Origin of the sequence: Streptomyces noursei (genome assembly GCF_016917755.1) — a bacterium.
Classification (GTDB): Bacteria; Actinomycetota; Actinomycetes; order Streptomycetales; family Streptomycetaceae; genus Streptomyces; species Streptomyces yunnanensis.
This window is the reverse complement of the sequence record NZ_CP070326.1, coordinates 8,849,910-8,873,241: the sequence shown is the minus strand read 5'-3', so window position 1 is coordinate 8,873,241 and position 23,332 is coordinate 8,849,910. Positions and strand designations below refer to the sequence as shown.

The 23,332-nt window shown below is 71.7% G+C and carries 17 protein-coding genes and 2 pseudogenes; 5 read left to right on the top strand and 14 right to left on the bottom strand.

Features of this window, described 5'->3' with window-relative positions; all coding sequences use genetic code 11:
- The first annotated feature begins 409 nt into the window (after positions 1-409).
- Positions 410-1,357 (top strand): hypothetical protein, encoded by a 948-nt coding sequence (locus tag JNO44_RS38665; RefSeq protein WP_205368656.1) that lies wholly within the window; start codon positions 410-412, stop codon positions 1,355-1,357.
- Positions 1,358-1,539: 182 nt separating this feature from the next.
- Here JNO44_RS38665 and JNO44_RS38660 read toward each other — a convergent pair whose 3' ends face one another.
- From JNO44_RS38660 to JNO44_RS38645, 4 genes are all read right to left on the bottom strand, one after another.
- Positions 1,540-1,953 (bottom strand): DUF779 domain-containing protein, encoded by a 414-nt coding sequence (locus JNO44_RS38660; RefSeq protein ID WP_052286556.1) that lies wholly within the window; start codon positions 1,951-1,953, stop codon positions 1,540-1,542.
- Between the two features lie 170 nt (positions 1,954-2,123).
- Positions 2,124-3,050 carry an aminoglycoside phosphotransferase family protein gene (locus JNO44_RS38655; protein WP_205368655.1) on the bottom strand — a complete coding sequence of 309 codons (927 nt, stop codon included), beginning with the start codon at positions 3,048-3,050 and terminating at the stop codon, positions 2,124-2,126.
- A gap of 130 nt (positions 3,051-3,180) precedes the next feature.
- A complete protein-coding gene (locus JNO44_RS38650) occupies positions 3,181-3,900 on the bottom strand; it encodes an HAD family hydrolase (RefSeq protein ID WP_205368654.1) in 720 nt (239 codons plus the stop codon).
- A 227-nt stretch (positions 3,901-4,127) separates the two neighbouring features.
- Complete coding sequence (locus tag JNO44_RS38645) at positions 4,128-5,048, bottom strand: ScbA/BarX family gamma-butyrolactone biosynthesis protein (protein WP_205368653.1); 921 nt, start codon at positions 5,046-5,048, stop codon at positions 4,128-4,130.
- A 127-nt stretch (positions 5,049-5,175) separates the two neighbouring features.
- On the opposite strand from JNO44_RS38645, the gene JNO44_RS38640 reads away from it, so the two are divergent.
- The gene (locus tag JNO44_RS38640) at positions 5,176-5,829 is read left to right on the top strand and encodes a ScbR family autoregulator-binding transcription factor (RefSeq protein ID WP_205368652.1); all 654 of its coding nucleotides are present in this window, start codon (positions 5,176-5,178) and stop codon (positions 5,827-5,829) included.
- Positions 5,830-5,853: 24 nt separating this feature from the next.
- Here the strand turns inward: JNO44_RS38640 and polX are convergent, their stop codons facing one another.
- From polX to JNO44_RS38620, 4 genes and pseudogenes are all read right to left on the bottom strand, one after another.
- Complete coding sequence (gene polX / locus JNO44_RS38635; protein WP_205368651.1) at positions 5,854-7,587, bottom strand: DNA polymerase/3'-5' exonuclease PolX; 1,734 nt, start codon at positions 7,585-7,587, stop codon at positions 5,854-5,856.
- Between the two features lie 63 nt (positions 7,588-7,650).
- Positions 7,651-8,535: a LysR family transcriptional regulator gene (locus tag JNO44_RS38630; RefSeq protein WP_205368650.1), complete on the bottom strand. Its 885-nt coding sequence runs from the start codon at positions 8,533-8,535 to the stop codon at positions 7,651-7,653.
- Positions 8,528-8,761 (bottom strand): annotated as a pseudogene (locus tag JNO44_RS45385) (formate dehydrogenase accessory sulfurtransferase FdhD); the annotation flags it as partial. The pseudogene JNO44_RS45385 and the gene JNO44_RS38630, both read right to left, overlap by 8 nt.
- A gap of 4 nt (positions 8,762-8,765) precedes the next feature.
- Positions 8,766-11,051 (bottom strand): annotated as a pseudogene (locus tag JNO44_RS38620) (FdhF/YdeP family oxidoreductase); the annotation flags it as partial.
- Between the two features lie 373 nt (positions 11,052-11,424).
- On the opposite strand from JNO44_RS38620, the gene JNO44_RS38615 reads away from it, so the two are divergent.
- A complete protein-coding gene (locus JNO44_RS38615) occupies positions 11,425-12,093 on the top strand; it encodes a family 1 encapsulin nanocompartment shell protein (RefSeq protein ID WP_275695788.1) in 669 nt (222 codons plus the stop codon).
- A 51-nt stretch (positions 12,094-12,144) separates the two neighbouring features.
- On the opposite strand, the gene JNO44_RS38610 is transcribed toward JNO44_RS38615, so the two are convergent.
- Positions 12,145-13,131, bottom strand: a complete 987-nt coding sequence (locus JNO44_RS38610; RefSeq protein ID WP_205368649.1) for an alpha/beta hydrolase — start codon at positions 13,129-13,131, stop codon at positions 12,145-12,147.
- A gap of 123 nt (positions 13,132-13,254) precedes the next feature.
- Positions 13,255-14,349 (bottom strand): amidohydrolase, encoded by a 1,095-nt coding sequence (locus tag JNO44_RS38605; RefSeq protein WP_240167860.1) that lies wholly within the window; start codon positions 14,347-14,349, stop codon positions 13,255-13,257.
- Positions 14,350-14,890: 541 nt separating this feature from the next.
- Here JNO44_RS38605 and JNO44_RS38600 point away from each other — a divergent pair.
- Entirely contained in the window at positions 14,891-15,724 is an 834-nt protein-coding gene (locus JNO44_RS38600; RefSeq protein WP_205368648.1) for a PIG-L family deacetylase, read from the top strand.
- 435 nt (positions 15,725-16,159) lie between these two features.
- On the opposite strand, the gene JNO44_RS38595 is transcribed toward JNO44_RS38600, so the two are convergent.
- From JNO44_RS38595 to JNO44_RS38580, 4 genes are all read right to left on the bottom strand, one after another.
- Entirely contained in the window at positions 16,160-18,277 is a 2,118-nt protein-coding gene (locus tag JNO44_RS38595; RefSeq protein ID WP_205368647.1) for an FG-GAP repeat domain-containing protein, read from the bottom strand.
- 129 nt (positions 18,278-18,406) lie between these two features.
- A complete protein-coding gene (locus JNO44_RS38590; protein ID WP_205368646.1) occupies positions 18,407-19,759 on the bottom strand; it encodes an FG-GAP repeat domain-containing protein in 1,353 nt (450 codons plus the stop codon).
- A 101-nt stretch (positions 19,760-19,860) separates the two neighbouring features.
- On the bottom strand, positions 19,861-21,060 hold the full coding sequence (locus JNO44_RS38585; RefSeq protein ID WP_205368645.1) for an FG-GAP-like repeat-containing protein: 1,200 nt from the start codon (positions 21,058-21,060) through the stop codon (positions 19,861-19,863).
- Between the two features lie 388 nt (positions 21,061-21,448).
- The gene (locus JNO44_RS38580) at positions 21,449-21,847 is read right to left on the bottom strand and encodes a hypothetical protein (RefSeq protein ID WP_205368644.1); all 399 of its coding nucleotides are present in this window, start codon (positions 21,845-21,847) and stop codon (positions 21,449-21,451) included.
- A 182-nt stretch (positions 21,848-22,029) separates the two neighbouring features.
- On the opposite strand from JNO44_RS38580, the gene JNO44_RS38575 reads away from it, so the two are divergent.
- Positions 22,030-23,028, top strand: coding sequence for a helix-turn-helix transcriptional regulator (locus tag JNO44_RS38575; RefSeq protein ID WP_205371287.1), 999 nt, complete (start codon positions 22,030-22,032; stop codon positions 23,026-23,028).
- Positions 23,029-23,332 lie beyond the last annotated feature (304 nt).

Here is a 23,332-nt window from a genome sequence, read left to right as displayed (position 1 = left end):
TGGATCAGCGCACGGCGTCAGATGCGGTGCATCGCAAGGCGGAGGGGCATCCGGATACCGGGTGTATCCGGATGTTCCGACAACGCGGCGTGGGGGTACCTCCCGGCGTCAGCTGGGGGAGGGCCGCATCTGACGCCGCGCGCCCGCCAGGGATCACGGGACAACCCTTCGGTGGTGTCCGCACGGTCCCGTGGTCGCCCGGACGGCAGGCGGGACAGGGCGGCCCCGACCTGGCCCGCGGTCCGTCGCCTCTTCTTTCCCCCGGTCCGCCTTCTCCCTTCTCTGCTCACCGTCCCCCACCGTCGCCCCGCGTTCCGTCCCGGACGCGGGGCGACGCCGCTGTCAGGGGCACCCGTTACGATCGGCGCATTCAAGGACCGATGCGGCCGGCCGCAGCCGGGAGGAAGAGATGGGTCTGTTCCGCCGAGGACCGAAGCGGGATCCCCGCGAGCTCGCACGCGACGAGGAGTTCAGCTTCTTCTCGGAGCGGGAAGGCCGGGTCTTCAGATCCGAGGTCCGGCAGACGTTCGCCGAGCACGGTCTGGAGGTCACCGCCTATCCGGGAGTGGTCACCGACTCCGCGGGCCGCCAGTTCGGCCTCGGCAATCTGGCCGCCGTCTGTCACCGCGACCGCCGCGGCGAGCGCTGCTGGCCACGGCTCATCCGCGACCACGTCGGCAAGGTGCTGCGCACCATGGACGGCCCGCAGCCGCTGGAGATCCTCTCCCACGACGAGATCCGGGCCTGCCTCTACCCCCGGATCGTCGCCCAGGAGACCCTGCCCGCCTCCGACGCCTTCCGCTACGGCCACGAACCGGCCCCCGGATTGCGCGAGGTGCTCGCCCTCGACCTGCCCGAGGCCGTCCAGATGCTCAGCGAGGACTCCCTCAGCGACCTCGGCGACGTGGCCGAGCTGCGCATCCGCGCCATGAACAACCTGCGCGCCCTGCCGGTCGAGGGGCACGAGACGGTCCGGCGCGGCGACGGCTCGGCGTTCGAAGTGCTGCTCGGCGACTCCTTCTTCACCGCGAGCCGGGTGCTCGTCCTCGACGACCTGGTCGAACGTCTCATGGGCACCGCCCTCACCCGGGACGGCGCCCTGGTCGCCCTGCCCTTCCGCCATCAGCTGGCGTTCCACCGCATCCACGACGCCCAGGTCATCCCGGCGCTCCAGGCCATGGCGCAGTTCGCGGCGGCCGGCCACGAGGACGCGGCGGGCGCGATCAGCCCCCGGGTGTACTGGTGGCGCCGCGGGATGATGACACCGCTGAGCGAACCGGACGGCGACGGCCTGCGGGTGGTGGTCGACATGGAGTTCCAGGACATGTTGGAGCGCCTGGTGCAGGACGAGTCGTAGCCGCCCGGGCCTCCCGTCGGGGCCCGGCTCCCGGCCCGGAAAAAAATTCTTTCGCGAAATCTTCGCCCGAGGGGAACCCCGACCGCCCGCACTCCGTTATTCCCAGTGAGACCCCGCGTTCTCCCCCGTGCGCGGGGTCTCACCATTGCCGCGTGCGCCTGCCGCTGCCGCCCGTGCGGGCCTCACTCGCCGAGCCGGGCCCGCTCCTCGTCGGTGAAGAGCCGCGAGCGGATCAGGAATCGCACCCCCTCCGGCGCCTCCAGTGAGAAGCCGCTGCCCCGCCCCGGTACGACATCCACGGTCAGATGCGTGTGCCGCCAGCGGGCGAACTGGTCGGCCGACATCCAGAACCCCACCGGTTCGGGCACTCCGTCCACCGCCAGCCGCTCCAGCAGCACATCGGACGCGCCGGTACGGAACTCTCCGGCCGGGTAGCACATCGGTGCGCTGCCGTCGCAGCAGCCGCCGGACTGATGGAACATCAGCGGCCCGTGCTGCTCCCGCAGCGACCGCAGCAGCGCGGCGGCGGAGTCGGTCAGCGCGATCCGCGCGGCGTCCCGCGGGAGGCCGGTGTCCTGCTCGTCCGTGTCGTTCACGTGCTGCCCCTTCGTCGGCCGGTCACGACGGGCGCGGTTCCCCTGCCGGGCGGGGGAGTGCCCCGCCCGGCAGCATGGCAGAAGGCCGCCGCGCCGCGGAACACGGCGCGGCGCGGCGGCCCGGGCGGTGACGACGGCTCACGCCCGACCGCGGTGCCTCATCGGCCGCGTCACATCCGGTGCTCCAACAGTGCGGTGGCGATGGCGACTTGGTCCGCGTCGAGGGCGGACTCGCCGTCCTCGACGTCCCACAGGGCGTTCTGCAGGACCCGGCCGAGCGTCCAGCCCGCGGCCCGTTCGCGGTCCAGGCCCACCACCTCGGTCAGCAGGTCGAAGCGGCGCAGCACCGCCCGCCGGACGTCGCCGGTCGCCACCACGTCGTCCCATCGGTTGTCCAGGGCGGGCAGCAGCTCGAAGCCGGGGTCGCCGGCCAGCGGTTCGGGGTCGATGGCCAGCCACGGCTCCCGTTCGCCGGCCAGCACGTTGTCGTAGTGCAGGTCCCAGTGCAGCAGCCGGTCCCCGCTCTCGCCGAGCAGCCCGGCCACGGCGGACGCACAGGAGCGCACCAGCCGCCGCTCCGCCGGGTCGTGCAGTGCGCGGACGGCCTGCGGGGTCTGGTCGAGCATGGCGGCGGCGAGGTCGGCGAGCTGCCGCAGCCCCGCCGGGGCGGGCACCGCCACCAGCCGCGCCATCAGTTCGGCCAGGATCCGCAGCGCCTCGGTGTCGTCGGGCACCGCCGACAACGGCCGGCTGGCGTCCAGCCGTTCCAGCAACTGGGTGGCGCTGGCCTCGTCGTGGTCGAGCAGGCGGACGATGCCGTTGCCGCGCCAGGCCCGCAGGCCGGACGTGGCGCCGGCGGTCTCCTCCCGCGGCCGTTGGAGCTTGAGCGCGGCGGGCGTTGCGTCCGCCTGCCGCACCGGCAGGACGAGCGAGGCCATGCCGTAGCGGGCGGGGCCGTCCGGCCGCAGTGCCCAGCGGTCGAGGAACGCCGCGCCCAGCGCGGGCAGCTCGGTCAGCCAGGCACGCTCCGCGGCGCCGTGCGCACCGTAGGACGCGACGAACGCGTCGGGGACGTCGATCAGGGCCGACGTGGTCATCGGGAACTCTCCTTCGTGGATCCGGATCAGGGATGCGGGAACGAAGGAGGTGGCGGGGGTGCCCGGGCCGCGGGCAGGCGTCAAAGCATGCCCCCACCCTAACCCGCCCGGGCGATAAGGCGTCCGGGCGCTACCGGGTGCCGTTCCCGGCGGAGCCCGGCCCGGAACCCTGGGCCGGGATGCGGGCCCCCGCCCAGCCCTGCACGGCCGGCTCTTCCAGGGAACGGACCCACCAGTCGGCCAGCGCGTCGGCCGGCCCGGCGGGCCGCGGGCCGACGCCGATCACCCGCAACCCCGCCGCCGCGGCGGCCTGGATGCCGCAGTGCGAGTCCTCGACGGCCAGCGCGCGGGCCGGCTCGACCCCGCAGAGCCGGGACGCGGTGAGATAGACGTCCGGATACGGCTTGGGTCTGGTGGTGGCGTCGGGCACCACGACATGGTCGAAGTACCGCCGCAGCCCGGCCACGTCGAGGCAGGACTCGACGACCTCCAGCGGGCAGTTGCTGGCCACCGCCAGCGGTGCGAACTGCGCGGCCGAGCGCACCAGTTCGGGGGCGCCGGGCATGGTCGTCGGATGTGCGGTGACGCGCTGCCGGAAGCGGTCGAGCAGCGCCGCGGTCAGCTCCTCGGTCAGCTCCGGCCGGCCGACGGACTCGGCCATCAGCCGTCCGCACGCGGTGTAGTGCAGGCCCCGGGCCTGTTCCGAGAAGCCGGGCGCGGGGACGTGGCCGTACTCGCGCAGCACCGTGTCACGGGCGTCCACCCAGTGGCGTTCGGTGTCCATCAACGTGCCGTCGCAGTCGAAGACCACGGCGGCTGGGGTCCAGGAAAGGATGCGGTGTGCGGTCATCCGAGATTCCGTTCCGATGGGCCCGGCGGGCGGCGACGCGACCGGGCGCCTCGGAAGGCAGGACGGTGTCGGTGCGCGGCCGCGGCAGCGGGCTGAGGGGTTCCGGCGGAGGGCGGCTCCCGGACCGGGAGACCTGGGCGCGCTCGGCGTCGGAAAATAACGATCGTTACGTTACGGACGACCGCGCAGCAGGGTCAATAGGTCGATAAATGTCCATATTTTATGCCCTATGGGTAACTGAGGGTTCCATAGGCCGTTGGTGTGCCGTCCTGGACGACGCGGAACACCCAGGTCGAGTGGTGACCGATGCACAGCACCCGTGCGGGCGGCGTGAGTTCGGTGAACCTGACCGCCTTCAGGCGCCCGGCGCACGGCCGGGCCAGCGCACCCCGGCTGCGGTGGGCCACGGCCTGCCGCGCGGCCTCCAACAGCACGATCCCGGGCGTGTGGTCGGTGGGGTGGTCGAAGAGGAACGGGTGCAGCGGGTCGGCCGGCGCCACCAGTAACCCGTCGCCGTCCTCGGCGAGGACCGCGTCCTGGGGGTGGTTCACCGTCAGCGCGGCGGCTGCCGGCCGGTGTGCCGTCGTCCGGGGCAGGGGTGACGTCGGCCCGGGCGCACTCCTCGCCCGCAGTGCGGCGTAGCCCGCCCCGTCCACGAACCGCACCCCGCCGCCGCCCCGGCCGAACACCGCTCCGCGGGCGGCGAAGGCGACGTCCAGCCGCAGGCCGGTGACGGAGCCGTCCCGGGCCCGTCGGACGTCGCTCACCCGGGCACGGCAGGTGATCTCGGTCGCGCCGGGCCCGGCCGGCGGCTCGCTCTCCGGGCGCAGGCGGAAATACAGGTCGGTGATGATCGCGTGGCACGCCGCCGGCACCCCGTGGAACCGCAGCGGGACGTACAGCCCGAGTTGGCGCAGGGTCTCCACCAGGACCAGCGGGCTGTGCCGCTGCGACCCGTCGCGCGGGAACGTCGTATGGGCGCGCGGCCAGGACGCCGCCGCCTCGAAGGCGTCCGCGGCGTCCGCCCGCCGGACGTCCGTGAGGAGGACCTCCGCCACGGAGGTCCGGTGCACCAACTCCCGCTCGACGGTGCGGGACCAGCTGAGCGGTCCGCGCCCGCCGACCGTGCCGACAGGTGACGTATTCATATGACTAGGGAATATCGAAATTCGAACATGCGCACCGTGGGGAAGTGCCGGGCGGCATCGCGAATTGGCGGTGGCCGACCGCGGTAGATTTCCTGCAGCTGGCACGAGGACGACATCTGAGGGGCATGTGCAGACCCGGGCGAAGACGACGCGTAGGTTCCTGCTGGAAGCGGCCGCCACCCTGTTCGACGAACGGGGCTATGCCGGGACGAGCATCAGCGATATCAGCGCGCATTCCGGCCGCACCAGCGGCGCGATCTATTTCCACTACGCCAGCAAGGAGAAGCTCGCCCTCGCCATCGTCGAGGAGCACTTCGCCACCTGGCCGCAGTTGATCAGCCGCTATCGACAGCCCGGAGTGCCCGCCCTGGAGAAACTCGTCGGGCTGAGCTTCGAGGTGGCCCGGGCGTTCCGGGACGACATCGTGGTCCGCGCCGGGGCCCGCCTCTGGGCGGAGCGCAAGGCCATCGAGACCCAGCTCCCGGCGCCGTTCCTCGGCTGGATCGAAGCCGTCACCGAGCTGCTGGAAGAGGCCGACCGCAACGGCGAACTCGCCGTCGGAGTGCCGCCCGCCGCCACCGCGCACGGCATCGTCTGCGCCTTCTTCGGCCTGCACACCGTCTCCGACGCGCTGGAGGGGCGGCGCAACATCGAGGAGCACCTGGGCGATCTGTGGCTGCTGCTGCTCCGCGGTCTCCAGGCCGAACCGGACCCCGCGGCGCTGCTCGACCGGGTGCGCCGGCGGGCCCGCGGCCAGCAAGCGGCGGCCGAGCCCGCCTGACGGTGCGGCGGATCCGGCCGGTTGCTACGACCGGCGGGCGCCGCCGCGCAGGAAACGCCGCAGTGCGGTGAGCGGCCAGGTGTTGATGATGTCGTCCTTCGTGAGCCAGCCGCGCTGAGCCGTGCCGACTCCGTAGCGCATATAGGGCAGATGCGTGGTGGAGTGGGCGTCGGAGTTCACCGCGAATTTCACGCCGTGGCGCTTGGCCCGCAGGATGTCCTCGTCGCACAGGTCCAGCCGCTCGGGATGGGCGTTGATTTCCAGCGCGGTGCCGGTCCGCGCACAGGCTTCGAATACCGCGTCGAAGTCCGCGTCGATTCCCGGGCGTTTACCGATCAGACGGGTGGTGGGATGCCCGATGATCGAGACATGGGGATTCTCGCAGGCACGCACCAGGCGGCGGGTGAGCGCCTGCCGACTCTGATTGAAGTGTGAATGCACCGAGGCCACGCAGAGGTCGAATTCCGCCAGGAACGCATCGGGCCAGTCGACGTCCCCGTCCGGGCCGATGTTGAGTTCGGTGCCGTGCAGCAGCCGCATGCCGCGGTGCCTGCGGTCCAGGGCGCGCACCGCTTCGCGCTGCGCGAGCATCTTCTCGTCGGTCATCCGCTGCATGGAGAGGTTCGGGGCGTGGTCGGTGACCGCGTAGTACTTGTAGCCCCGGGCGGCGGCCGCGGCGACCATCTCCGCCAGCGGGGACAGGCCGTCGGTGAGGTCGGTGTGGGTGTGCAGATCGCCCCGGATGTCGCCCTCGGTCACCAGGTCGGGCAGCTCGCCCCGTAGGCCGGCGGCGACCTCGCCCCGGTCCTCGCGCAGCGGCGGCGCGATCCACGGCAGCCCCAGCCGGGCGTAGATCTCCTCCTCCGTCTCCGAGGCGACCAACTCCCCGCTCCCGCTGTCGAACAGCCCGTACTCGGACAGCTTGAGACCGTGCCGCACCGCGATCGCACGGGTGCGGATGTTGTGCGCCTTGGCCCCCGTGAAGTACTGGAGCCCCGCGCCCCAGGAGGCGGGCGGCAGCACCCGCAGATCCACCTGGAGGCCGTTGGTGGTGCGGATCGAGGTCTTCTTCGCGCCGTGCGCGATGACCTCGGCGGTGGACGGGAGCTCCGCCAGCGCGGTCATGAACGGCGCGGACCGCTCGGCCGCCACCAGGATGTCGATGTCCCCGATCGTCTCCCGCATCCGGCGCAGCGACCCCGCGTAGGCACACCGCCCGCACCCGGTGATCCGGGACAGCTCCGCGGTGATCTGCTCGGCGACGTCCATCGCGGCACTGATCAGGATCCGCCCGTCGCCCGCCTTCTGGAGCAGCGAGATGCCGTGCAGGATGTTCTCCTCGGTCTTCTCGCCGAACCCCTTCAGATCCCGCAACCGCTGCGCGTGGACGGCGTCCAGCAGCTGGTCCACCGAGGTGATGCCGAGGTCCTCGTAGAGCACCATGGCCTTCTTCGGGCCCAGCGTGGGGATGGTGATCAACTCCCGCACCCCCGCCGGGATCGCCGCCCTGGTCTCCTCGATCACCGAGACCCGACCGGACCGCAGGTACTCCACCACCTTCTCCGCGATCGACGCCCCGACGTGCGGAATCTCCCGCAGCCCCGGCACGTCGAGCTTCGAGACGTCGGCGGGATGGCCCCCGATGGCCCGGGCGGCCTTCTCGTACGCCCGGGCCTTGAAGGCGTCACCACCACTGATCGCGATGAGGTCGGCGTACTCCTGGAGCAGCGCCTCGACCTCTTCGTTGGCGCGGACCATACCTCCAGGGTGCCCCGGTCCCACCGCGGCGGCATACGAAGGACGAGGGGCCCGCGCGGGGCATCAGGAGCCCGGAGGGTGCGCGAGGCGCTCCAGGACCGCCGCGGTGTCGGTGCGCCGCGCCGTCTCCACCAGGGCGCGGGCGATCACCGAGCCCGGCTCCCGAGCGGCGGCCACCAGGCCGATGGGCGCGCTGTGGTCGGGCTCCACCAGCGGCACGGCCTGCATGCCGTGCGGGACGCCGAACACGTGCAGCCAGGCGTACGGCACGATGCTGGCCCACCGGCCGGCCCTGACGTGGGCGAACAGCGAGGCCACCGAATCCGTTTCGACCCGCGGCGTCGGCCGCAGGCCCAGGCCGGCGAAGACGTCGTCCAGCACCCGCCGTCCCTGCATGCTCGTGGTCAGCAGGCACAGCGGCAGGCGGGACGCCTCGGTCCAGGTCGTGGTGGGACGGCGGGCGAGCTTGTCGGCCACGCCGGTCAGCAGCACGTACCGCTCCTCGTAGAGGGCGACCGTGTGGAAGCTCTCGGCGAGGCGCGGGTCCAGATAGGTGATGCCGGCGTCGATCTCGAAGTTCCGCACCCGGTGCAGGATGTCCTCGGCGCGCAGGTCCGCCAGCACCTCCACGGTGACGAGCGGATGCGCGGCGCAGAACGGTCCGGTGAGCTGCGAGACGGCGCCCGAGGCGGTCGGGACCGAACCGATCCGCAGGCGCCCGCCGAGGCCGGTGCGCAGGGCGTCGACCTCGTCCTTGAGGGCGTCGCGGTCGGCCAGGATCCGCTGCGCCCACAGCACGATGCGCTCGCCTTCGGGGGTCAGGCCCCCGAAGGTCCGGCCGCGCCGGACCAGCAGCACGTCCAGCTCGTTCTCCAGCTTGCGGATCGCCTCGGACAGGGCCGGCTGGGAGACGTAGCAGGACCGCGCGGCGCGCGCGAAGTGCAGCATGCAGGCCGCCGGTGCGCTCGAACACCCGCTGGGCCGCCCGCAGCCGGTCGGGCAGGGCCGCCAGCACCTCCGGAGAGGTCCGCAGCGGATCTTCGGCGACGCTCCAGGCCGCCGCGGTGCGCACCGCGTCCAGGCTGGCCCTGCCGCACAGCCCGCAGGAGGAGGTGGTGTAGACATGGCGCTCCAACGAGGCGTCGGGGGCGGCCACGCCGGGGGCGAGGACGACCGGCGGGGACCAACCGGACCAGGACCCCCTTCGAGGTGGGCGTGTTGCTGATGTCGGCCACGCTGTCGAGGGGGACCAGGACGTTGGTCTCCGGGTAGTAGGCGGCGGCCGAGCCGCGCGCCGTGGGGTAGGAGACCGCCACGAACCCCTCTGCGCGGCGCTCCACACCGTCGTGCCATACGCTCACCAGGTCCACCGGGGCGCGGTCGGCGAGGCCGAGGGCGTCCAGGTCGGCGGGGTTGACGAGGACGACCCGGCGGGCGTGGGGGATGCCGCGGTAGCGGTCGTTCGGCGCGTACGGGACGGTGTTCCACTGGTCGTGCGAGCGCAGGGTCTGCAGCAGCAGATGGCCCGTGGGGACGTGCGGCATCGTGAAGGCGTTGCGGGTGAAGACGGCCTTGCCGCTCGGGGTGCGGAAGACCCGCCGGTTGACGGGGTTGGGCAGCCGGAAGCCGCCGGGCGCCGCCACCCGGGCGTTGAAGTCCTCGAAGCCGGGCACGACGCGGGCGATCCGGTCGCGGATGGTGCCGTAGTCCGCCTCGAACTCCTCCCAGGGGACGGCCGGATCGGCGCCCAGGGTCCGGCGGGCCAGCCGGGCGATGATCGCGACCTCGCTGAGCAGGTGCGGGGAGGCGGGCGGCAGCTTGCCGCGGGAGGCGTGGACCTCGCTCATGGAGTCCTCGACGGTGTAGAACTGCACGCCCGTGGCCTGCACGTCCCGGTCGCTGCGGCCCAGGGTCGGCAGGATCAGGGCGGTGTCGCCGCACACGGTGTGCGACCGGTTCAGCTTGGTGGAGACGTGGGCCGTGAGCCGGCACCGCCGCATGGCCGCCTCGGTGACGTCGCTGTCGGGGCTGGCCCGTACGAAGTTGCCGGCGACGCCCAGGAAGACCGTGGCCGTGCCGTCGCGCATGGCGCGGATGCCGTCGACCGAGTCCAGCCCGTGCCGGGTGGGCGGGGTGAAGCCGAACTCGCGGCCCAGTGCGTCGAGGAACTCCCGCGGCATCCGCTCCCACACGCCCATGGTGCGGTCGCCCTGCACATTGCTGTGGCCGCGCACCGGGCACACACCCGCCCCGCGGCGGCCGAGGTTCCCGCGCAGCATCAGGAAGTTGACGACCTCGCGGATGGTGGGCACGCCGTGCTTGTGCTGGGTCAGCCCCATCGCCCAGCAGACGATCTCGCTCCTGCTCGCCAGGACCAGCCGGTGCACCTCCTCGATCTCCTCGCGGGCCAGCCCGGTGGCGGCCCGGACGTCGTCCCAGGAGGTCTTGCGGACGTGCCCGGCGAAGTCGGCGAAGCCGGTGGTGTGGGCCCGTACGAAGTCGTGGTCGAGCACGGTGCCCGGCGCGGCGTCCTCGGCCTCCAGCAGCAGCCGGTTCAGGGCCTGGAACAGGGCGAGGTCGCCACCGGCGCGGATCTGCAGGAACCGGTCGGCGATCGGGGTGCCGCGGCCGATCACACCGCGCGCCTTCTGCGGGTGCTTGAAGCGGATCAGGCCGGCCTCGGGCAGTGTGTTGACCGCGACGACCTTCCCGCCGTTGCGCTTGGTCTCCTCAAGGGCGGTGAGCATCCGGGGGTGGTTGGTGCCGGGGTTCTGCCCCACCACGAAGACCAGGTCGGCGTGGTGGATGTCGTCCAGCGAGACGCTGCCGTTGCCGATGCCCAGCGTCTCCTGGAGGGCGGACCCGCTGGACTCGTGGCACATGTTGGAACAGTCGGGCAGGTTGTTGGTGCCGTAGGCGCGGGCGAACAGCTGGAGGAGGAAGGCGGCCTCGTTGTTGAGCCGCCCGGAGGTGTAGAACAGCGCCTCGTCGGGGGAGTCCAGCGCCCGCAGCTCGCGGGCGACCAGGTCCAGGGCCGCGTCCCAGCCGATCGGCTCGTAGTGGTCGGCGCCCGGGCGCTTGACCATCGGCTCGGTCAGTCGGCCCTGCTGATTGAGCCAGTAGTCGGACCGACGGCCCAGGTCGGCCACGGAGTGGGCGCGGAAGAACGCGGCGGTGACGCGCCGCGAGGTGGCCTCGTCGTTGATGTGCTTGGCGCCGTTCTCGCAGTACTCGTTGCGGTGCCGCTTTCCGGCCGCGGGCTCCGGCCAGGCGCAGCCGGGGCAGTCGAATCCCTTGGCCTGATTGATGTTCAGCAGCGTCAGCGCGGTGCGTCGCACCGACGTCTGGGACAGCGAGTACTCCAGTGCGTGGGCGACCGCGGGCACCCCGGTCGCCCACGTCTTCGGCGCCGTCACCGACAGGTCGTCCACCGGATCCTCGATCGGGCCTTCGATGGTGCCCATGGCCTGCTCGGCCCCCCCTTGCGCCCCCTGCTGATGCGTCCGGCGCACAGGGCGGCGCCGGTCGGCGGAGCAGGGCGCCGGGCGCCTGAATTCGCCCTTTCCGGACGCTTTCTGATCCGCCGCCGCATCAGTCTCCGTTCGCCCGCGGAAGGAAGTCAAAGAGGTGTTTCTTCTGGGGTGATAAGGAGCGCCTATCACGTGCTCGGGGTGCTGTTCGGGGCGCTGGTGCGGGACGACGACAACGCACGACGCCCGGTGCCGCATCCGGAAGGCCGGCACCGCCTCCGGAACGGAGGAATTCCCGGCACCGACGGCGCCGGCGCACCTTCCGGCGCCTCGTCGCGGGCCGGCGGGTCGTCGATGTGCCCGACCGGTGGGTCCGGGCCTCGCCGCCGTCGGCACCGGCCACCTCACGGAGATCGCCCCGCCGGCCCCCGGCGTCACGGCGCGCCTGCGGGAGGCCAGACCGCTGGTCGAACTGCGGGTGCCGTTCTCCGTCGGCCGGGCCGCCGTGGACGACGTCGAGCGCGGCTCGCACCACTCCGACTGGCAGCCCGTGAAGGACGCGGCGCGCCATGGCGTTCGCCGAGGACCGGGCGATCTTCGACGGCTACCCGGCGGCGGGCGTCGACGGGCTGCGGAACCGCACGTCGAACCCGATGCTGAGCCTTCCCGTCGGCCGCGTGAGTACCCCGACACGGTCAGCCGCGCACTGACGTCGCTGCGCCTCGCCGGAGTGGACGGCCCGTATGCCCTGCTGCTGGGCGCCGACGAGTACCGGGCGGTGAGCGAGACCTCCGACCACGGTTACCCGATCGCGGCGCACCTGACCCGGATGCTGGACGGCGCCCCGATCTGGGCGCCGGCGCTCAGCGGCGCCTTCGCCCTGTCCACCCGGGGCGGTGACTTCGCACTCCACCTCGGCCAGGACCTGGCCATCGGCTACGCCTCCCATGACGCGAGCACCATCGAGCTGTACTTCCAGGAGACGCTGACCTTCCTGACATACACGGACGAGGCCGTCGTCGTGCTGAAGCACTGACGCGCTGGAGCACGGAAGCGCCGGAGCAGTGGAGCGCCGCCCGGCCCCGCGTCACTCGCCGCTGCCCGCGCCCAAGAGCCTGCGCAGCCAGTTCAGATGCGCGGCCAGGGCCGCCCGGGACAGCCGCGCCCGCGGGACCAGGTCGGCGAATCCGTGGAAGCCGCCGGGCCAGACGTGCAGTTCGGCCACGCCGCCCGCCTGCCAGATGCGGTTGGCGTAGGCGACGACCTCGTCGCGGAAGGTCTCCGCGGTGCCGACGTCCAGGAAAGCCGGCGGCAGGCCCGTGAGGTCCTCGGCGCGGGCGGGCGCGGCGTACGGGGACACGTCCGGGCCGCCGCGCGAGGCGCCGAGCAGCGCCGTCCAGCCGGTTTCGTTGGCCGAACGGTCCCAGACGCCGATGCCCGCCATCTGGTGGGCGGACGGGGTGTCGTTGCGGTCGTCCAGCATGGGGCACATCAGCAACTGACCGATCGGCCGCGGGCCCTTGCGGTCGCGGGTGAGCAGCGCCAGCGCCGCGGCGAGACCGCCGCCCGCGCTGGTGCCCGCGACCACGATCCGGCCCGCGTCGGCGTCGAGTTCCGCGGCGTGCTCCGCCGTCCAGACCAGCCCGGCGTAGACGTCCTCGATCGGCGCGGGGTGCGGATGCTCCGGTGCCAGCCGGTACTCCACCGAGACGACGACCGCGTCCAGTTCGTCGGCCAGGGCCAGCGGCACGGTCATACCGTCCCTGTTGTTTCCGACGACCATGCCGCCGCCGTGCACGTAGTACAGGAGCGGGCGGGGGCGCGCGGGTGCCGGCCTGGTGGGGCGGCAGATCAGGAGGGAGACGTCCGGGCCGTCCGCGGGCCCGGGCGCCCACCGGTCCTCGACGTGGAAGGCCCCGTCCATGGTCAGGTCGACCTCGGCCATCGGGTCCGCCCCCGGGCCGTTGCGGAGGGCTTCGATGTCCTCGACGGACAGGCCGGTCGTGAGCACGTCCTTCATCGACTCCAGGCTCGCGGCGAGTTCGGGGTCGAACGGCGGCGGAGCTGTCGGCATGGCTTCTCCTCACGCGTGGTCGTCACGCCCCTTGGCGTCGTGTCGCACCCATCATCACTTCGACCTCGTGCGTGAACCAGAGGGCCTGTCGGCACCGGCCGCCCCTGCCCGGGGCGCGGCCTGCTACCGCGTGCCGGCCGGTGCGGCCGTGACCGGACGACCGCCGATGAGGGTGTGGGTGGGGTCGAGGTCGCGCAGGGCGTCGGCGGGGCAGTGGACGGGGTCCCGGTCCCAGATCGTGAGGTCGGCCAGGCGGCCCGGGGTGAGGGAGCCGCGCAGGTGCTCCTCGCCGAGCAGGCGGGCGGCCTGGGTGGTGTGCAGGGCGACGGCCTCGTCGTAGCTGATGGCGTGCTCGGGGCCCTGGACGCCGATGACGGTCTGCCGGGTGGTCATGCCCCAGACGGAGCGCATCGCGCCGAACCGGCCGACGGGGAAGTCGGATCCGGCGGCGACCAGGGCGCCCTGGTCGAGCCAGCCGCGGGCGGGAAAGAGGCGCGCGACACGCTCCGGGCCCCAGAACCCCAACTCCACCTCGGCGGTGTCGTGCAGCAACGGCTGCTGGAGGGTGACAGGGATGCCCAGCGCGACGGCGCGGGCACGCTGTTCCGGGCCGGCCAGGCCGCCGTGCTCCATCACCAACGTGCCGGCGGGCAGGCCGGGGTGGCGTTCGAGGACGCGCTCGTAGACGTCCAGCAGGACGCGGACCGCGCGATCGCCGTAGGCGTGCGTGCCGACCCGCCAACCACGGCGGACCACCGCCTCCACGGCCTCAACCAGTGCGTCGGGTTCCCACGTCAGCGTTCCAGCGAAGGTGTGGTCGCAGGCGTAGGGCTCTTCGGTGGCCCCGGCCTCCAGCCCGCCGTCGAGGCCGAACTTCACGCCCCATACCGACAGCCACGGGTCGCAGCCGTGGCGCCAGTCCGCCATGGCGTCGAGCAGCTCCTCGACCTGGGCCGCGGAGGTCAGGCCGAGCGCCGAGATCAGGGACCGCACCCGGGTGCTCAGCGCCCCCGCCTCCCGGGCGGCCAGCAGCGCCGCGTAGTCGTCGGGGGTGACCGCGCAGTCCCGCACGGCCCTCGACCTCGACACCGCGCTGATCACGGCGCTCACCGAGGACGGCCGGGCCACACCGACGCCGTCGGCCCCCTGGACGGCGTCACCGCCCTCGACAGCACCCCGCTCCTGGCGACCGTCAAACGCACCGGCCTGATCCGCCACCCCTCCCGAACTCCCGGCCCCAGCGGCCCGAAAGAACGCGCCTGACGGGAAAATCCCCCGGTCAGGCGCCCCTTCTCGCGGCTCTGGAAGAACCCGAGCTTCTTCGGCGAGTACGACACCCGAAGGTTCTTGGTCTGTCGGTGGTGCGGTGCCCGCGTAGTGCTGACCTGCTGAAACGACGGAAGGGGCGCTCGTCGGCGGCGCGTTGGGCCGTGCCTGGTCCGGATCTCGGTCTCTCCCCTCGGATGCCGGGAAAGCCCTCGGGCCTTGTGGTCCAGATGCATCGACGGTGTGGGTGAGACGCGCGTGATAGCAGGTGAGAGGTGAGGGACCTCCGTCGGACGACCGTCCCGTGATCCGAGGTGTCGACCGGGAACAGCCGGCCCCGCCGACGCTGTTGCATCGACCGAGGGACCGGTGCCGCACGGGCGGGGACCGCGGAGACCGCAAGGTCGTCCGCCCCGATAGGACCGGGCCCCGGGATCGCGGTACACCCGCCGCGCACTCGGACCAAGACGTAATTCCGCAGGAGGACTGTTTCATGACCGACCGGCCGTTGACGCTCATGGCGGTGCACGCCCACCCCGACGACGAGGCCACCGGAACCGGAGGGGTCCTTGCGCGGTATGCGGCGGAGGGCATCCGCACGGTTCTCGTGACGTGTACCGACGGCGGTTGCGGTGACGGACCGGGGGGTGCCAAGCCGGGCGATCCCGGCCACGATCCGGCGGCCGTCGCCCTGATGCGCCGCCAGGAACTCCAGGCGAGCTGTGGCGTCCTGAAGGTCAGCGATCTGGAGATGTTGGACTACGCCGACTCCGGGATGATGGGCTGGCCGAGCAACGACGCCCCCGGTTCCTTCTGGCAGACCCCCGTGGAGGAAGGCGCCGCCCGACTCGCGGAGCTCATGCGGCACTACCGGCCCGATGTGGTCGTCACCTACGACGAGAACGGCTTCTACGGCCACCCCGACCACATCCAGGCCCACCGCATCACGATGGCGGCGCTGAAGCTGACCGCGCTGACACCGAAGGTGTATTGGACGACGATGCCCCACTCGATGATGCAGCGGTTCGGTGAGGCCGTGCGCGAGTTTCACGAGGACGTGCCGGAGCCGGATCCTGCCGAGGCCGCCGCGATGGCCGAGATCGGCCTTCCCGACGATGAAATCACCACGTGGGTGGACACCACCGCGTTCAGCGGCCAGAAGTTCGACGCGCTGGCCGCGCACGCCAGTCAGGGCGAGAGCATCTTCTTCCTCAAGATGGGCAAGGAGAGGTTCGGCGAGTTGATGGGCATGGAGACCTTCGTACGCGTCCAGGACGCCACCGGCGCGGCCATACCCGAGAACGATCTCTTCGCCGGACTGCGCTGATTCGCCGCCCGACCGGGGCCCGGGCATGCTCATCGGCCGCACGGCGCGATCGAGCATGCTCACACCCGGGGGCTCGTCCACGCGGGTTGCGCTCCGGCCCCCCGCGACCAGGCCGGCACGAGGCGCGTCTGCGGCCTTCGAGATCCGGCCGGCGGGTCGCTCACGCGAGGGACACCGCCCTCGCCCTCCTCTCCGGCTCCGGCCGCACGAGGACGCTGCGTCGCGAACGAGGTCGACGAGGGCACCGTGGGCCGGGGCGATGCCCTCGCCGCCGGCGTGCGGGTAGGAAACGGCAAACCTGGCAAGCAAAGAGCGCGTTGCGGGTAGGGCAGGGGCCGCAGCCGCACCGAGGTGTCCGCGCCAAGGAGCATCGGGTTCCGATGAGGATGGTCGACATGCAAACAGCGCCATCAACCCCCACGGCCGACGCAGCGGCTACCACCCCGTGCCCGTCTGGATGCGGCTCCCCAGGGCCGTGTTGCCCGTGCCCGGGTAGAAGTACAGGGCTCCGGTGGAGCCGGCGGGGGCCTGGACGGCTTCGAGGTCGCCCTTGCCGTCGTTGTCGAAGTCGGCGCCGACCAGCTGGCGCATGGTGTCCCAGCCGGTACCGATCCGGGTTCGGCTGCCGAGCGTGTCGCTCGCGTTGAGCGAGCCCGTGCCCGGATACGCCCAGAGGGCACCGGAGCGGTCCACCGCGACGAGGTCGGCCCTGCCGTCGGCGTTCAGGTCGCCGGGGCTGGTGAGTTCGGCCATGCTGTCCCAGCCGGTACCGATCCGGACGCGGTTGCCGAGGGTGTTGCCGCCTGCGAGGGACCCGGCGCCCGGGTAGGCCCAGAGCGCGCCGTCGGCGTCGACGGCCAGGAGGTCGGCCCTGCCGTCGTCGTTGATGTCGATGGCGGTCAGCTCGCGCATGCTGCTCCAGCCGGTGCCGATCCGGGTCCGGACACCGAGGGTGTTCATGCCGTTCGCCGTGCCGGTGCCCAAGTACACGTACAGGTCGCCGGTGGCCGAGTCCACGGCGAGCAGGTCGGCTTTGCCGTCGCCGGTGTAGTCGGCGGCGGCGAGCTTGCTCATGGCGTTCCAGCCGGTGCCGATCTGGACACGGTCGCCGAAGGTGCCGTCGCCCTTGCCGGGGTAGAGCCACAGCTTTCCGGTGGCCGATTCGACGCCGATCAGGTCCTTCCTGCCATCACCGGTGAAGTCCGCGGCCGTCAGGTGGACCATGCCGACCGGCGCGGGATCCTTGGGCCAGGGCGTGTTGACGACGACGCGTTCGCCGGTGGACTCGTTGACCGTCCAGAGCTGGTCGGTGCCGGGCCAGTAGGAGAGGTTCTCCGGATTGGTGGGGGTCCTGGTCACCAGGCGTACGGGCTCGCCCGGCCGGGCGTGATAGAGGCAGCCCGGGAAATTCCGGATGTGCTCCGGGTCCGGCTGGTGCTCGGCGGGCACGAACTCCGGGCAGGGGCCCGAGAGGACGAACCGGCCGTTGTTCATGGCGATGCCCTGCGTACCGCCCATCGGGGACGCGAAGGCTTCATGGGCGCGCACGCGCCCGCCGGCGTCGGCCTTGAGGACGCCGGTGGCCGGGTCGATGGGCCAGCGGACGACGGGAGCGGTGGCCTTGCCGAACTGCCCCTCGACCTTGCCCGGGTCGCCCTCGGCGGTGACCAGGGCGGGCTGCGAACCGCTGAGGTCGAGCGAGGCCGCGGTGATGCAGGGGCGCTGCGGGACACCGGCGTACGAGCCGCAGCCTGTGCCCTGGCCCGTGGAGGTGTAGGTGCCGACGCGTGGCAGGACGTAGCGGTGGCCCGCGCCGTGGGCCTTGCCCTTCGCGTCCATGCCGAACGAGGTGTCGGTGGTGACGTCCATCTTCCAGATCTCGTTCAGGTCGAAGACGTCGATGCGGCTGCCGGTGCTCGCCACGTACAGCCTGCTGCCGGCCCAGACCGCCGCGTGGGCATGTCCGCCGGTGATCGGGACGAAGTTGTCGCCTGTGTCGTCGAGGGCGGCCAACTGGACGTGCCGATAGGTGACATGGGCCGGGTCCGTCACATCGGCGAGGGTGACCCGCTCGGTCCCGGAAGCGCCGTACCAACTGGTGATGAGCACCTTGCGGCCGTTGACCAGGGCCTGTGACCGGGGGGATTCACCGGAGCCGGTGAGCCCTTGCGGGATCCAGGAGCCGGTGTTGTCGTCCGCGGCGGACCAGCAGAAGCCCTGGGCGCCCGCGATGTTGGTGGGGTGGCAGAGGGTGCGGCCCGCGCCGGCGCCGGAGGTGTCGGCGAGGACGTCGACTGTTGCGATCCGTCCCAGTGCGGGGTGGGCGGATGCGAAGGCGGAGACCCGGCGCGCCTCACGGCCGTTGTCCGATTGCAGCCCCATTCCGTCGGTGCTTGTCCGGGTGATGCTGTTGTAGGTGGCGGTGGTCCCGTCGGGAGCCGTCCCGGCGACGGCGTGGCCGCCGGTGGCCAGGGAGGCGAGCGCCATCACGCCCGCCACCGCGGCGCCTCGCCCTCGGGCGCGGGTCCTGCGGAGGAGGTGTCGGCGTGCCATGGCGGCACTGGTCCTTTCATCGGCCGGGTCGGTTCCCGGAGAGTGGCGGGGAGCAGGCGGGGCCGCCACCGCGGTGTGGGTGCGGTGGCGGCCCTTCGGAGAGCGGCGGTCGGGGGCCTTGCGGCGGGATTACCAGCCGGTGCCGATCTGGGTACGGGAGCCGAGGGTGTTGGTGCCGTTGATGGCGCCGGTGCCCGGGTAGCTGTAGAAGGTGCCGGTCTCGCCGACCTTGGCCTGGACGGCATCCACGTCGCCGATGCCGTCACCGTTGAAGTCGCCGCTGACCAGGTTGGTCATCGAGTCCCAGCCGGAGCCGATCTGGGTACGGGAGCCGAGGGTGTTGGTGCCGTTGATGGCGCCGGTGCCCGGGTAGACGTACAGGTTGCCGGTGGAGACCTCACGGGCCACGATGTCGGCGTTGCCGTCCTTGTTCATGTCGCCGGGGCTGACGATCTGGTCCATGCCGTTCCAGCCGGAGCCGATCTGGACGCGGTTGCCGAAGGTGCCGTTGCCGTTGCCCGGGTAGGCGTAGAGCTTGCCGGTGGAGGACTCGACGGCCACCAGGTCGCTCTTGCCGTCCTTGTTGAGGTCGGCGCCCGCCAGGTCGTGCATGCCGTCCCAACCGGTGCCCGCCTTGATGCGGTTGCCGAAGGTGCCGTTGCCGTTGCCCGGGTAGATCCACAGCACTCCGTCGTTGTCGACGGCCGCGAGGTCCAGCTTGCCCGAGCCGGTGAAGTAGCCGGAGGTCAGTTCGCTCATCGTGTTCCAGCCGGTGCCGGCCTGGACGCGGTCGCCGAGCCGGCCGCCGCCGATGCCCGGGTAGGAGAACAGCTTGCCGCTGGACGCTTCGACCGCGACCACGTCGGCCTTGCCGTCACCGCCGAAGTCGCCGCCGGTGAGGTTGGTCATGCCGACGTCCTTCGGAGTCGGCTTGGACTCCACGATCTTGGTGTAGCGGTAGGGGCGGAAGCCGTGGTTGTTGATGTAACTGCGGGTGTAATAGGACGAGTTGACGCGGGCGGTGGTGCCCTGGTGGGCCTCTTCCCAGACCTTCGCCGTGGTGCGGCCCGAGTCGGCCCAGCCGCCGAAGAGCACGACGTGGGAGTCTATGTTGTCGAGCATGTCGCCGGGCTGCAGCTCGTCCAGGCTGGACAGTCGGGTGGCGACCTGCGGCAGCGTCCAGGTGGTGAGGCTGGTGTTCAGGTGCCAGGCCATCGAGACGAACCCGGAGCAGTCCTGGCGGTAATTGCGGCCCTGCGGGTCCGGGTCGTAGTCAGACTGGCTGTACGGAACGGCGCGGTCGACCCAGTACTGGGCACGGGACATGACCTCTGCGGTGGTGATCTCGCCCCCGACGGCGGAGGTGCCGGCCGCATGGGCCGGGGCAGCGGCCGGTCCGGCGATGCCCAGACCGGTGACCGCGGCGGCGACGACCAGGGTGGCGACGCTGGTCTTCTTCAACTTGGCTGCGAACGTGGACATGACGGGTCTCCTGAAATCTGAAAGCGTGAAAGTCCGGAAGCGGCGCGGCGGACTGCCGCGCGAGCGGTGCAGGCGTAGCGAAGTCGGTGCGGGTGGCGCGGCTACCAGCCGGTGCCGATCCGGGCGCGGTCGGCGAGGCCGCCGCTGCCGTTGCCGGGGTAGAAGTAGAGGCCGCCGGTGGAACCGGCCTGTGCCTGGACGGCGTCCAGATCACCCTTGCCGTCGTTGTTGAAGTCGGCGCCGACCAGCTGGTGCATGCTGTTCCAGCCGGAACCGATCTGGTTGCGGGCCCCGAAGGTGTTGCTGCCGTTGAGGGCGCCGGTGCCGGGGTACTTCCACAGCGCGCCGGCCGGGTCGACGGCGACGAGGTCGGCCTTGCCGTCCGAGTCGAGGTCGCCGGGGCTCGCCAGCTCGGCCATGCTGTTCCAGCCGGTGCCGATCTGGACGCGGCCGCCCAGGGTGCTGCTGCCCGCGAGGGACCCGGTACCCGGGTAGGCCCACAGGCTGCCGTTGGTGTCCACGGCAACCAGATCCGGCTTGCCGTCCTTGTTCACGTCGATCGCGGTGAGGTCCCGCATGCCGCCCCAGCCGGAGCCGATCTGGGTCCGGGCACCCAGGGTGTTCATGCCGACCGCGCTGCCGGTGCCCGGGTAGAGGAAGAGATTCCCGGTGGAGTTCTCGACGGCGAGCAGGTCGGCCTTGCCGTCGCCGGTGTAGTCGGCGGCGGCGAGCTTGCTCATGGCGTTCCAGCCGGTACCGATCTGGACACGGTCGCCGAAGGCGCCGTCGCCCTTGCCGGGGTAGAGCCACAGCTTCCCGGTGGCCGATTCGACGCCGACCAGGTCCTTTCTGCCATCACCGGTGAAGTCCGCGGCCGTCAGGTGGACCATGCCGACCGGCGCGGGCGGGGTGGTGGGGTAGGGGTCGGCGTGGTCACCGCCAAGGCCGGCGCTCGCCCCGCAGCTTCCCCAGGCGCCCGCACCCTGCCCGGCGAGGATCTTCTCGGCTATCAGGATCTGCTGCTGCTTGGTGGCCTGGTGCGGGTAAGTGGCGTATTCGCGGCCGCCGTAGGCGTTCCACGTGGGCAGGTAGATCTGCACGCCGCCGTAGTAGCCGTTGCCGGTGTTGATCTGCCAGTTCCCGCTGGACTCGCACTGGGCGACCTTGTCCCACGTGCCGAGCGAGGCAGCGGTCGCGGGGGCAGCGGAGACGAGGGAGAGGGTGAGACCTGCGAGGGTCAGGGCGGCCGTGGCGGCGGACTTCCAGGCCGTACGGGACGTGGCGCGGGGTGTTTCGGGCATGGCGGAACCTCAATAGTGGCGATGCGGGATGCAGTGACGGGCGGCACGGGCAGCTGCCGGGCCTACCCGGTGCGGCTCGGTACTGCGGGTGTTGCGCAGCATGTGCGGCCGGGACACCGGGCTGCTGCAGCTGCCCTACGGAGCGGCTGGGAGCGGTCCGGGGTGATGGGGCCGAAGCCGGGGGCTACGACCAGCCCATGGTCTGCCTGGGGGCGGCGGTCGCGGCCGAGGCAGCGATGGTGGCGACCGCGGCGGCCGTGGCGAGACGGAGACGAAGCATGGGGAAAGCCCTCTTCTGACGTTGTGTCGGTGTCCTCGACCGGTTCGCATCCCGCGGTGATGCTGTCCGGTCCGTTGCCCGCCGGGCGGTGTTCCCTGCAGGCAAGAACTACTTTCGCTGCTGGTCAGAGGGGGTGGAAGGGTTTTCGGCTGGACCAAAATGGCCTTGGCCGCATCCGTCCATCGCCGGACCGGCGGGTCCCGGGTCGGACAACCGCGACTCGTAGAAGGGGGCGACCATCGGCGCCTCGACGACCGGCAGTGACCAGCCGTCGAACCCGGCGCAGCCCAGCAGCAGCCGGCAGACCAGGGCCGCCCGGTATTCCGCGGCGGCCAGGCTGTCGGCGCGTACGTAGAGACCGACCACCGGGTGGGGCAGAGCATCCGGGTGGACGGTGACGTGCTCGACGCCGTCGCCGTCATGGATCTGGGAACGGACCAAGGACCGCGTCTCAAGCGGGAGGGAAGCGCCGGGCGGTCCCTGCAGGCGGGCGTGGACGAGATACATGACCCGACTGTCCCAAACCGACAACTCGCCTACCAGGAGCGGAATGTGGACGCTTCCGTCCATGGACACTTCGGTCCAGCGCCGAACTATTTCCTTATGCCGGACATACAGATATCGGCCCCGTATGGCATGATCCACACGAATCCAGGGGTGGAGTTGTGCATGAATGAGGGGGATGTGTGTTGCTGACCGCATTGGGACTCGACGCAGTCGCGGAGTCCGTCTACCGCGCGATGCTGGCCGATCCGCCGGGCGGGATCGCCGAGCTCGTCGCCAGGGTGGGCAAGCCCGAGGACGAGGTGCGCGATGCCCTCGACCTGCTCAGCGAGTTGGCCCTGGTGCGGCCGTCGATCGAGCAGCCAGGAAGGCCGAGGGCGGTCTCGCCGGAGATCGGCATGGAGATCCTGATGGCCCGCCAACAGGCGGACCTGGCCGCACAACAGCAGCGCCTGGAGACCTCGCGCGCCGTCGCCGCGCAGCTGATCGCCGAATACGCGGATCTGCGCCCGGCCGCCTCCAGCCCCGGCGTCGAGCAACTCATCGGCATCGAACAGATCCGGGACCGCCTCGCCAGGCTCACCCGCGATGTGACCACCGACGTCATGTCGTTCGCCCCGGGCGGCGCCCAGCCCGCGGCCCAGATGAAGGCGTCGCGCCCGCTGGACGAGCAGTTGCTGGGGCGGGGGGTGCGGATACGCACCGTCTACCTCAGCAGCGTCCGCAACGACCAGCCCACCGTCGACTATGCCAACTGGCTCACGGAGCTGGGCGGTCAGATCCGTACCACCCCGGCCCTGCCCACCCGAATGATCATCACTGACGGCTCGACCGCGGTCATCCCCGTCAGCAGCGACGACACCGCCACCGGCGCCGTCGTCCTCACCAGCCAGGGCACTCTCACCGCACTGTGCGCCCTCTTCGAGGGCGTCTGGTCCTGCGCTCAGCCACTCGGCGAGGCCGCTCCCAGGAACTCCCACGGGCTGAACCCGCAAGAGTCCACCACCATCGCCCTGCTGGCACAGGGCCACACGGACGAGGCCATCGCCAAACGCCTGGGGGTCTCCCAGCGCACGGCGCGACGCATCGCGACCGACCTGATGGAACGCCTCGGTGCCCGCAGCCGCTTCGCGGCGGGCGCGCGAGCCGTGCAGCACGGCTGGCTGCCGTCGCAGCCCACCTGAGCTCGGGAAAAGCTGCCTCGGAAAGAGCACTACTGGGCACATTCGAGGCCGTTCAGCTCTTTATCTCAGCGAACCCAGGCTTCTGACGTGCATCGGCCGTCAGCTTCGCCGGACCAACGGAGCGGCCTTGCCCGGCCCATTGCCCCTTACCCGGTGACTCACTGGGGGAAGCCTCGGTGACTCTCGGGTTCCTGGTGCCGGGAATGGCCAGCACATGCGGACCGTGGTGGAGGGTCCAGGCCGGCATCGCGCAGCTCGCCCGAACCCCGGGTTCGCCCCTGTCACCACGGCTATGTACGCAATC

Bases quoted from the DNA above. Each gene is read 5' to 3' on its own strand.
- JNO44_RS38665 (WP_205368656.1), top strand. From the start codon at position 410: ATGGGTCTGTTCCGCCGAGGACCGAAGCGGGATCCCCGCGAGCTCGCA.
- JNO44_RS38655 (WP_205368655.1), bottom strand. From the start codon at position 3,050: ATGACCACGTCGGCCCTGATCGACGTCCCCGACGCGTTCGTCGCGTCC.
- JNO44_RS38650 (WP_205368654.1), bottom strand. From the start codon at position 3,900: ATGACCGCACACCGCATCCTTTCCTGGACCCCAGCCGCCGTGGTCTTC.
- JNO44_RS38645 (WP_205368653.1), bottom strand. From the start codon at position 5,048: ATGAATACGTCACCTGTCGGCACGGTCGGCGGGCGCGGACCGCTCAGC.
- polX (WP_205368651.1), bottom strand. From the start codon at position 7,587: ATGGTCCGCGCCAACGAAGAGGTCGAGGCGCTGCTCCAGGAGTACGCC.
- JNO44_RS38630 (WP_205368650.1), bottom strand. From the start codon at position 8,535: ATGCTGCACTTCGCGCGCGCCGCGCGGTCCTGCTACGTCTCCCAGCCG.
- JNO44_RS38610 (WP_205368649.1), bottom strand. From the start codon at position 13,131: ATGCCGACAGCTCCGCCGCCGTTCGACCCCGAACTCGCCGCGAGCCTG.
- JNO44_RS38600 (WP_205368648.1), top strand. From the start codon at position 14,891: ATGACCGACCGGCCGTTGACGCTCATGGCGGTGCACGCCCACCCCGAC.
- JNO44_RS38595 (WP_205368647.1), bottom strand. From the start codon at position 18,277: ATGGCACGCCGACACCTCCTCCGCAGGACCCGCGCCCGAGGGCGAGGC.
- JNO44_RS38590 (WP_205368646.1), bottom strand. From the start codon at position 19,759: ATGTCCACGTTCGCAGCCAAGTTGAAGAAGACCAGCGTCGCCACCCTG.
- JNO44_RS38585 (WP_205368645.1), bottom strand. From the start codon at position 21,060: ATGCCCGAAACACCCCGCGCCACGTCCCGTACGGCCTGGAAGTCCGCC.
- JNO44_RS38580 (WP_205368644.1), bottom strand. From the start codon at position 21,847: ATGTATCTCGTCCACGCCCGCCTGCAGGGACCGCCCGGCGCTTCCCTC.